Source organism: Pedobacter sp. ASV12 (genome assembly GCF_016429155.1).
Classification (GTDB): Bacteria; Bacteroidota; Bacteroidia; order Sphingobacteriales; family Sphingobacteriaceae; genus Pedobacter.
Window position 1 is genome coordinate 1 of record NZ_JAELUC010000109.1, and the last position, 9,811, is coordinate 9,811.

Consider the following 9,811-nt stretch of genomic DNA (forward strand, 5'->3'; position numbering starts at 1 on the left):
CCCCCCCCCCCCCCCCCCCCCCCCCCCCCCCCCCCCCCCCCCCCCCCCCCCCCTTTTAGATGTGTATAAGAGACAGGCTTTGGGCCAAGCTGTTTTTAAGGTTTTGCAACTGGCTTTTTTCGCTTTTAACCAAGAAGGTCTTGGCATATTTGTCCAGTAGCGAATCGATGCTTTGGTCTATGTTTTTGGACTGTTGCAGATCCATGGCCGTATGGCTAGCCAATAAGTGTCGTTTGGCATGTACCTTTTCGGCCACCATAAACAGGTCGGTAGCGGGTACCAAGCGGTCGTTGTACATCGAAACAAAGGAAGTCCCCATGTCCTTAATGCTCTTATCTTCCAATACCCTGATTAAAATGGTGCAGGCCATAATGCAGAAAAGCAACAGGGCAATCTTGGTTTTTTGTTTAAGCGAATAAGAAAATTTCATGGCTACCTGGTTAGTTGGGAATAGAAACAAAATAGCTAAAGATAGGCATTATTTGTGGCAAAATGGCTGGATGAAGAGAGGAGGCATAAAAAAAGCGGACATCCATCCGCTTTTTTACTTAACTAAACTAAAAACTAAACTAAATTTATGATGGATTATGAATTTTATAGGGAAACTAAATCAGCGGTTTCAATATCGTTGAGTGTGGCAACAGTTTTGGCCACCACTACATTTTGCGATTGAATGCTGGTGCTTTCGGCAGCAAACTGATCTAGGTTTACCTTAGCCACGCTACCCATTGTAGCATTGTAGGCCGAAGTTGAACCAGCCAAGGTTAGGTTGGCTTGTCCGCTCAAGTTGCTGTTCAGGTTGATGGTGTTGGTATTTAAATTGGCAGCCGCATTGTCTTTTAGGTTAACCTCTAAGCTCAAGGTATTGAATTTGCCATAGGTGCTCACTTTTGCGTTATCAGAAGCTGTAATCGTCGACAAATTGCTTACATAAACCACAACAGTTAAGGTTTCTTTGTTGAAGGAGCTGATGCGCAGCTCGCCATCTTGTTGTTGTACCAATGCATTTTTTGCATAGTAGTTGTCGTATACCTTTACGCTTTCGTTAGGGCTTTGCACCAGGATTACTTCTACGTTGCCAGATACGTTGATTTTGTTTACTTTTTTAACTTCCGATAATACGGTAATGGTATTGTTGTCGGCAGCTTTAACGGTTGAAGCAACTGTTGCTGATAATACGGTGGTTAAAGCAATGGCGAATAAAGTTTTGATAGCAGTTTTCATATTCTTATTTTTTTAAAATCGTTGTTGATATAATTGTTAATTTTTGGGTTTTTTGAACCGCCCCTATCAGGCTGGTTTCGTAAATAAGACTGCAAGAATTTAAAAAGGTTGCACCAGAAATGCCCGTATTATACCAGCGAGGGGTAACTCTCGACGAACGCCTGTAATTTTTCGACCAACAGGCATTAAATTTTTCGGCGAAAAGAGGGGGAGGAGAGATAAACGCTCTCAGAATTGTCAGCGAAATGTCTTTAATAATCAGCCGATTAGCCCAGAAGTGTTTAAGTAATCAGCTTTTAGGGAGCTAAAGAAAGGAGATGTTAAGCATTTTGTCACGGTAAAGAATCAGCTAAGCTCATGGTCAATTGACAAAGTTGGAGGTGTTTTTGGATTTGAAAAAAGAAAAGCCCAAATTTATCGAAACCAACAATCCCTTTGGCATGTCAAATTTCAAGCGTCGCGATTTTTTAAAGCTCTCCAGCCTTTCGGCTTTGCCCTTGCTGGCTCCGGCCATCCCTTTTCAGGCAATAGCCTCAACCCCTCAGCGGTTTTCTAAGGATTCGGAAGCGGTTTACTTCATCAACGACGGTATTTTTTATCGGCCCGAAGACCTGATCGCCAAATTGCAGGAAATCAATAGTACCAATCCCATTGAAAGAGATAGCTATGCCGAAGGCGGTACGATAGACAAGCTGCTAAAGAAATTTATAGCCATTACCGGAAAAGAGGCCGCTGTATACCTGCCTAGTGGAACCTTGGCCAACCAATTGGCCATTAGCGTGCTCTGTGGCCAAAACACCAAGGCTTTTGTACAAGAAACCAGTCATGTTTACCGTGATGAGGGCGATGCTGCGCAAACCCTTTTCAACAAAAGACTCATCCCCTTGGCCAAAGAAAGGGCCTATTTTACGTTAGAAGAACTTCAGCAGTCCATTGCCTACCATAAGCAGGGCGAATATTTTGTGGGCGGTGTAGGGGCGGTATCGATAGAAACGCCGGTGAGAAGATGCGAAGGCCAGCTTTTTCCTTTGGAAGAGATCAAACGGATTTCGGCCTATTGCAAAGAACAAGGCTATAAAATGCATTTGGACGGAGCAAGACTGCACATGGCCACGGCTTTTACCAACTCGACAGTAAAGGAGTACGCATCTTACTTTGATACGGTTTACCTCTGCCTCTACAAATACCTGGGCGCTACGGGAGGCGCGGTTTTGTGTGGTGATAAAGCCCTGATAAACCAAATGCACCACCTGATTAAAATTCATGGTGGCGGTGTTTTTACCAATTGGCCAAGCGCCGCCATTGCCTTGCACCATTTAAATACCATCGACGAGGACATGCAGCAAATCAAGGCAAAGGCCAAAGAACTGTTTGTCTTGCTCAACAACCTGAAGGGAATAAAAGTAAATGCGCTGACCAACGGAACAAATCTTTTTAACGTAAGCCTAGACAAGGGGATTGATGCAGAGAAACTAAACAAGCGGCTGCGGACGGAGCATAATATTGTATTTGGCATGCCTAAAGAAGATGGCCAGGTCAAGATCAAAATCAATCTAACGCTGCTGAGGAGAAGCAACCAGCTGATCTTCGAATCATTTAAGGAAGCCCTCGCATTTGCCAAAGCCTAAAATGGTTTAATTATCGCCCTGTTTAAACCTTAATGTAAAAAATACAGTCCTAAAAAGCATAAATTCAGATTTAGATTTTACATTTGCACATTATTTAGAATTAAACTTAATAACGATATGAAAGTATTTGCCTCTCTTTGCATGGCTTTTTTGATGATTGGCGGACAGCCTCTTACCAAAGGCCCTAAAAAAAACAACCAGCAGCTGTATGTTTCGCATTACGAAAATGTATTGGGAACATCTTTAGAATTTAAGATGACCAGCACTTCGGAAGCTGAAGCCGAGAAAGCCGAAACCGCGGCCTTAGCCGAAATCAACCGCCTTTCGGCTATTTTTAGTGCGTATGATGCAAAAAGTGAATTCAGCCAATGGATGAAACAGGACCTGAACAAGCCCATAAAAGTTTCGAAAGAGCTTTTTGACATGTTGAGCTTGTTTGCCGACTGGAAATCGCGTACCAACGGGGCCCTTGATGCTTCGGCGGCTGTAGCTGGCAAATTGTGGAGCGATGCGGCTAAAAAACAGCAGTTGCCTAGCAAAGCCGAAATCGGCGCGGCGGTGGCGGCCATGCAACAGGCTCATTATACACTTGATGCCAAAAACCTAACGGCCACACGGTTGAGCAATGTGCCTTTAGTGATGAATACCTTTGCCAAAAGCTACATCATTAATTTGGCTTGCGATGCCGCCCTGGCTGGAGCCAAAGTTGATGCCGTTGTGGTAAACATTGGTGGCGATTTGGTAATTAAAGGCGATGTAAAAGACCATGTAAATGTAACCAACCCCTTGGCCAACGCCGAAAACGACGCCCCTTTAGCCCATTTGTTGGTTAGCAACAGGGCCGTAGCTACCAGTGGTAATTACCGCAGAGGCGAGCAGATTGGCAAGCACTGGTACTCGCATATTGTTGACCCGCGTACAGGCAAACCGGTTGAAGGGGTAATCAGCGCTACCGTTATCGCGCCTAACGCAACAGATGCCGGCGCCTTGGCAACCGCATTTAACGTGTTGTCGGTTAAAGAAAGCGAGGCCTTGGCCAGAACCGTAAAGGATGCAGAGTATCTGATCATCACCAGAGATGGCAAACGCATAGAAAGCGAGGGTTGGGCTGCTTTGGTTGATCCAACGGTTAAAGCCAGCAAAACCAATAACGTAACTCCGGTTGCTTATGGAAAAGACAAGCCATGGGATCCAAGTTATGAATTGGCTATCAATTTCGAGTTTAATGCCATCCAAGGCAACAGCCATAGGCCATTTGCCGCTATTTGGGTTGAGAATGAGAAAAAAGAGGCGGTTCGCAATTTGGCTTTATGGTATAACAAAACCAAATGGGTACCTGATTTAAAAAACTGGTACCGCATTAACGGCGAAAGCTTTAAAGCCGACAAGGCCAATTTTGCTTCGGTAACCGGCGCCACCCGCTCTCCAGGCAAATACACCATTAAATGGGACGGTAAAGACGACAAAGGCAACTATGTAGCGCAAGGCAAGTACACCATCATTATCGAAACCTCTAAAGAACACGGTACAGACGAGATCCTTCGTCAGCCAATGGAATTAAAGAAAGCCGCCAAGAAAGCCACGGCAGAAGGCAATGTTGAAATCTCAAACGTAACTTTTGACTTCTACAAAAAATAATCCAACGCCAAGGGCGCTGACTTCCAAGAAGACGGTTGCCCAAAAATCGGGGAAAAGTGCAAAAAAGGATGTAGCCAAGCTTTCGCGCTGGCTGCATATCTACCTTTCGATGGTCAGTTTTGCCATCGTGCTTTTCTTTGCCGTAACTGGTTTAACGCTGAACCATCCCAGTTGGCTTGGTGGCGATAAGCAAATTGAAAGCAAGCTGAAAGGTAAACTGGATGCAAAATGGGTCAATAACCCTGATACCAACAAGGTGGCCAGGCTCGAAATCGTAGAGTGGATGCGCAACAAACACCAGGTAAAAGGTGCAGTAAGCGAATTCAGGATCGACGATTCGGAGGTAACGGTTACGTTTAAGGGCCCCGCCTATTCGGCCGATGCCTTTATTGATCGTGAAAAGGGCACTTACGAGCTTTCAGAAATCAAGATGGGTATCGTGGCCATTATGAACGATTTGCACAAAGGCCGTGACTCGGGAACGGGCTGGGGCTGGGTAATCGATATTTCGGCGGTTTTTTTAACGCTGGTTTCGTTAACCGGACTTATCCTGATGCTGTTCTTGAAAAAGAAACGGGTTTCTGGCCTGGTTTCGGCCATCATTGGCCTGTTGTTGTGCTACCTGCTTTATGTTTGGCTGGTGCCTTAAGAGGTTGAAAGTAAGAAGGCTAAAGGGCTTGAGCGACTTGCGAGGTATTCAAAACTTCGCAAGTCCTTTTTGTTTTAAGGCCTTTTGGCCAAGTACTCGTCTTCTTTGGCCGTCATTAATGTTTTGGCGGCTTTTGTTTTGTCTTTATAGCCCAAAAGATGCAAAGTTCCATGTATCATTACCCGGCAAAGCTCATCTACTACATTGGCGTTAAAAGCCAATGCATTTTCGCGGATTCGTTCCAAGCTGATGAAGATGTCGCCAACAATCGTTTTTAAGGCCTCTGAGTTGTCGAAAGTAATCACGTCGGTATAATCGTCATGCCGAAGGTAATCTTGGTTTATACGCAGCAAATACGCGTCAGAACACAAAATAAAATTGAGCTCCTCCAATTGATAGCCTTCTTTCACAATAGTGGCTTCAATCCATTGCCTAATCAGGGTCTTCTGTTTAAGGGTATACGTGATGTCTTCGGTAAAGAAATTGATTTTTGCCATTTGCTCTTGTCTTGATGCTCGCCATTGCAAAATGAGCACTTTGCTCACTTCGGGATTGCATTGACGATAATTATTTCGGCGAATTTAGCAATTTAAAATATTCCGCAATCTTGTTTTTGTAGTAGTAGTTCAAGCTTGGCGGCAATTTTTGGATCAGTTCGGTTTCGCTTTGCTGCTGCTTTTTGAACTTGTCCATCATCTGTTTGTACGACGGCGGGAAATCCTTGCCAGCATTGCTTTCCCGCTTCGAATCCTCATCCTGTTCGCGTTGCGCTTTTTGGGCATCGAGCAGTTTAACCGTCAGGTTCTTCTGCCTGTTCATGGTTTCTTCGGTTATTTGCTTATTTACCAAATCCGATTCGGTTTTTTTCATGTCCTGCACCATTTGGTTCAGATTGCCCATGCTGCCTTTGCCATCCTTGTTTTCTTCTTTGTTTATTTTTTGCAGGGCTTCCCTAATCATTTGCTGTTGTTGGGCCATGCGGGCATATTCTTCACTTTGTTGGCCCTTGGGCACGGTACCCATATTGCCTTCGCGTTTCATTTTTTCGCGGGCATTCTGCATTCTCTTGTTCAACTCGTCCTGCATTTGTTGCAGCTGTTGCATGCTTTGCTTGCCTTTGCCGCCAGATTTTCCGTTCTTTTTGGCATTTTGAAGCTGGTCTAAGGCTTCGTTAAGCATAAGCGCCAAGTTGTTGAGCGAAGTCATGGCAAACTGCTGCGAGCGATTGGCCTCGGGCGTACGCCTGTCGCCCAAATATTCGAGCGCCTTGCCGATGTTGAAGTTGATTTTGTCGACCTCGGCATTTACCACGCTTTCAATCTGCGGTACGCGCTTGCTGAGCGAATGCAAACTGTCGGCAATGGTTTTCATGTTGTCTTTAATCGTATTCTGCTGCTGTACATTGGTGGTGTACGAAGGATCGTTGCTATTCATCCGCCTCAAGGCCAGCATCACTTTTTCCTGTTCAAAAGAAGTGTTAAGCAGGTTTTCCAGTAGTTTACGCAATTCCTGGGCATTCACTTTCGATTCCTTTTCTTCGCCCTGTTGCTGGTCTTCTTTCATTTGCTGGGCCAGTTGCTGCATTTGCTCGGCCGCCTGTTTTTGGCTGTCGGAAGCTTTTTGGCGGTTGTTTTTGTTCAGTTGCTCTTGGCTGTCTTGTTGTTGCTGCTCAATCTGTTTGGTTTCCTTTTCGGGATTTTTAAAGTTGTTGGGCTTGTCGAGCTGCTCGTTTTTGGTGGCCAAGTCTTTCAGTTCTTTTTGAAGGTCTTTAAAATCTTTATTCAATTGGTCTTGCTTGTCTTTAACATCGTTGAGCGAACTGTTTTTATCCTTGCTTTGCTGGCTCAGTTCCTTTTGGTCTTTGGCCATTTCGTTTAAGCGGTCTATTTTGTTCTGCAAGTTCTGCTCAAACTCCAGTTGCTTGTAAAGTTCCAAAATGCGGTCGAGCTCGTTTTTGAGGGTTTTGTTGTCCATTTGCATTTTCGAAAGCTCGTCACGGGTCAGGTCCTTGTTGTTCATTTCCATCAGCTGCTGCAGTTTTTGCAATAGTTCTTTGGTCTTCTCATCGAGCACGTTGTTGAAGAGGTTGTCTATCTGCTTTTGCTTTTCCTTCAGCTCTTCGTTCAAGGCATTATTTTCCTGTTTTTCGAAAGTGTTTTTCTGGTTCTGCTGCTTGATATCCTTTACGGCTTCCTCCAGTTGTTTTTGCTTGTCGAGCAATTGTTCGATCTGCTTTTTGTCTTCAAAAGAAAGCTGTTTTTTATCGAGCAGGTTCTGGCTCAGTTTTTTGCTGTCTTTTTCGATGGTATTGGCCAGCTTGATGGTCGATTCCATTTTTTGCTTGAGCGTTTCACTGCCTTTGGCCAGTTTTTCGGCCAGTTGTTGCTGGGTAGGCACCTGGTAGGTTTTGATCTCCGATTTGGAAACCTTTGCGCCGTTTACGCCATCATTATCGGCAACTTCAAAGTGGTATTCGATAAGCTGCCCTGGTTTGGTGTTGCTATCGTTCAAATTCCACAGGTAAAAAAAGGCGTTTTCCGTTTGGTTGTTTTTGATGGTAATCGCTTTGCTTTGCTCGCTCACGGTTTTGCCGTTTTCCTTAATGCTATATTTGAATTTAAGCGACGAAAAACCATAATCATCGGCAATGCTGCCCGAAAAATAAAGCGCCTTGCTGCTCAGCGAATCCGGGGTTTCGACAACCGAAATGCTCGGAAACTGATCGGCAATTACGTTGATTTGGTGACTAAGCGAATCGCTGTTGCTGACAAAGGCATTTTTGGGCACTACACGGTAAGCGCTGTTTTTGCGGATTACCGAGGCAAAGCTGGCCGCATTATCGTTTACCTTGAGGTTAAAGACCTGGTTTTGCAACATGAAAGAAAGTTCGTCGCTGTTTTCGGTATGCAGCTGCCAAATCACTTTGGTGCCTTCGGGAATGAGCATGTCGCCTACATTGTTCAGGGTTTCGTTTTTGCGTTGCAGGTAGGCCGGATAAAGCAACTGGGCGCTCATTTGGAGCAATGATGGACGAGGCCTGACTTCGATCACGAAGGTAGCCGAGTTAAAACCACCGCCAAAAAAGCGCAAAGATTTGTTTTTTTGCAGGTTTTTAAAGGTGTAGCTGAAATGGCTGATGTTTTCTTTTTCCAGTTTATAGGTGTTGGGCCCGTCTTCGATGTAAACATCTTGCGGAAATTCGTCGCCTTTAAGCTCGAGCTGCACCTTAAAATCATCGCCTTGCGTAGCGGTAAGGCTTTTGTTGGCCACTACAAAATCAAAAGGTGCTTTGGGCAAAATTTCCTGGTTGTAGCGGATAAAGCTATCGGTTCCTTCGCGCAGTACGGCCGGCGCAATGAGGCCGATGGCCATGATGATGCCCAAAGGAACCAGAATGTATTTGATGTGTCTTTTGTTTTCGCCCAGGTTAATGGCGCTGGCAAAGGGAATAGGCCTAAGGGTGTTTATCTTTTGGTCAATTCCGGCCAAGATCAATTGGCTTTGCTGTGGCGAAGTATCGGCGAGCGCCTTGAGTTGCAAAGTATTGAGCAGGCGGTCTTTTACGTTAAAAAAATGATTGCCAATGAGGCCGGCGGCTTGTTCTAGGCTTAGGGTTTTGCCCAGCTTCAGGTAAGCCAGTGCCGGTTTCACAATCCAAAAGCCAATAATGGCCAAGGCAACCAACACAAAAGAAAAGAAGAGCGCCGTTTTGGCACCAACACCAGGGTGGGCATAGTAAACCAACACAAACAGCATCAGGTAAAGCCCCAAAATGCTGGCCGCCGCATAAATGCTTCCACGCAAAAGCTGATTGAGGTAAAACTTGCGCGTAAACTCATTGATCTTGTCGATCAGCAGATCGTAGCTGGTGCCCATATCGTTGTTAACGAAAATTAAGGTAAAAAATGTGTGCTGGTTGGCCAATAATTGCCCTAATTTAATAGTTTTAAAATTGACAGGGATAAGTTAACAAAAAATCAATACAATTTTGGTCTCAAATCTCTACTTTTAGTCGATTAAACTACACAAATGAAACGATTTACAACTGTAATTTTGCTGAGCGCCATGATTTCAACACAGGCCATCGCCCAAAAGGCCATCACCAGCTGGAACAAAAACCAGGTAATCGCCCATCGTGGCGCCTGGAAGAAGAACGGCCTGCCCGAAAACTCTATTTCTTCGCTTAAAGAAGCCATCCGGATCCAATGTTTTGGTTCCGAGTTTGATGTGCACATGACCCTAGACAGCGTAATGGTTGTCAACCACGACCCTAATTTTTTGGGTATGCCGATTTCAAAATCTACTTATGCGCAATTGCTGAGCAAGAAGCTTTCCAACGGCGAATCAATCCCTACCTTGGAGAATTACCTCAAAGTGGGAATGGCCCAAAAGAAAACCAAGCTTATTCTAGAAATTAAACCACAGAATATGGGCAAAGAGCGCGATATGTTTTTGACCGAAAGCGCCCTGCAACTCATTAAAAAACTAAAAGCCGAAGCCTGGGTCTGTCTCTTATACACATCTGACGCTGCCGACGAACCACGACAAAAAAAGTGGTGGGGGGGGGGGGGGGGGGGGGGGGGGGGGGGGGGGGGGGGGGGGGGGGGGGGGGGGGGGGGGGGGGGGGGGGGGGGGGGGGGGGGGGGGGGGGGGGGGGGGGGGGGGGGGGGGG

General features: G+C 45.5%; 8 protein-coding genes. 4 read left to right on the forward strand and 4 right to left on the reverse strand.

Annotated features, from left to right (window positions below):
- Nucleotides 1–55: 55 nt before the first annotated feature.
- Nucleotides 56–430, reverse strand: a complete 375-nt coding sequence (locus tag JHD69_RS17730) for an MCP four helix bundle domain-containing protein (RefSeq protein ID WP_199141686.1) — start codon at nucleotides 428–430, stop codon at nucleotides 56–58.
- Between the two features lie 164 nt (nucleotides 431–594).
- Nucleotides 595–1,224, reverse strand: a complete 630-nt coding sequence (locus tag JHD69_RS17735; protein WP_199141687.1) for a GIN domain-containing protein — start codon at nucleotides 1,222–1,224, stop codon at nucleotides 595–597.
- Nucleotides 1,225–1,589: 365 nt separating this feature from the next.
- Between JHD69_RS17735 and JHD69_RS17740 the strand changes: the two genes are divergently transcribed.
- The 3 genes from JHD69_RS17740 (at nucleotide 1,590) to JHD69_RS17750 (ending at nucleotide 5,139) form a co-directional block, all read left to right on the forward strand.
- Nucleotides 1,590–2,852: a threonine aldolase family protein gene (locus JHD69_RS17740; protein ID WP_233166020.1), complete on the forward strand. Its 1,263-nt coding sequence runs from the start codon at nucleotides 1,590–1,592 to the stop codon at nucleotides 2,850–2,852.
- 117 nt (nucleotides 2,853–2,969) lie between these two features.
- Nucleotides 2,970–4,490: a DUF2271 domain-containing protein gene (locus JHD69_RS17745; RefSeq protein ID WP_199141688.1), complete on the forward strand. Its 1,521-nt coding sequence runs from the start codon at nucleotides 2,970–2,972 to the stop codon at nucleotides 4,488–4,490.
- Nucleotides 4,471–5,139, forward strand: a complete 669-nt coding sequence (locus JHD69_RS17750) for a PepSY-associated TM helix domain-containing protein (RefSeq protein WP_199141689.1) — start codon at nucleotides 4,471–4,473, stop codon at nucleotides 5,137–5,139. Before JHD69_RS17745 ends, JHD69_RS17750 begins: the two co-directional genes overlap by 20 nt.
- Before the next feature lie 74 nt (nucleotides 5,140–5,213).
- Here the strand turns inward: JHD69_RS17750 and ybeY are convergent, their stop codons facing one another.
- Nucleotides 5,214–5,636, reverse strand: a complete 423-nt coding sequence (gene ybeY / locus JHD69_RS17755; protein ID WP_199141690.1) for an rRNA maturation RNase YbeY — start codon at nucleotides 5,634–5,636, stop codon at nucleotides 5,214–5,216.
- Between the two features lie 70 nt (nucleotides 5,637–5,706).
- On the reverse strand, nucleotides 5,707–9,063 hold the full coding sequence (locus JHD69_RS17760; RefSeq protein ID WP_233166022.1) for a DUF4175 family protein: 3,357 nt from the start codon (nucleotides 9,061–9,063) through the stop codon (nucleotides 5,707–5,709).
- A 105-nt stretch (nucleotides 9,064–9,168) separates the two neighbouring features.
- Between JHD69_RS17760 and JHD69_RS17765 the strand changes: the two genes are divergently transcribed.
- Nucleotides 9,169–9,811: glycerophosphodiester phosphodiesterase (locus JHD69_RS17765; RefSeq protein ID WP_304622309.1), on the forward strand; the 643-nt coding region annotated here is incomplete at its 3' end.

Coding starts and splice junctions, on each gene's coding strand:
- JHD69_RS17745 (WP_199141688.1), top strand. CDS start 2,970: ATGAAAGTATTTGCCTCTCTTTGCATGGCTTTTTTGATGATTGGCGGA.
- ybeY (WP_199141690.1), bottom strand. CDS start 5,636: ATGGCAAAAATCAATTTCTTTACCGAAGACATCACGTATACCCTTAAA.
- JHD69_RS17735 (WP_199141687.1), bottom strand. CDS start 1,224: ATGAAAACTGCTATCAAAACTTTATTCGCCATTGCTTTAACCACCGTA.
- JHD69_RS17730 (WP_199141686.1), bottom strand. CDS start 430: ATGAAATTTTCTTATTCGCTTAAACAAAAAACCAAGATTGCCCTGTTG.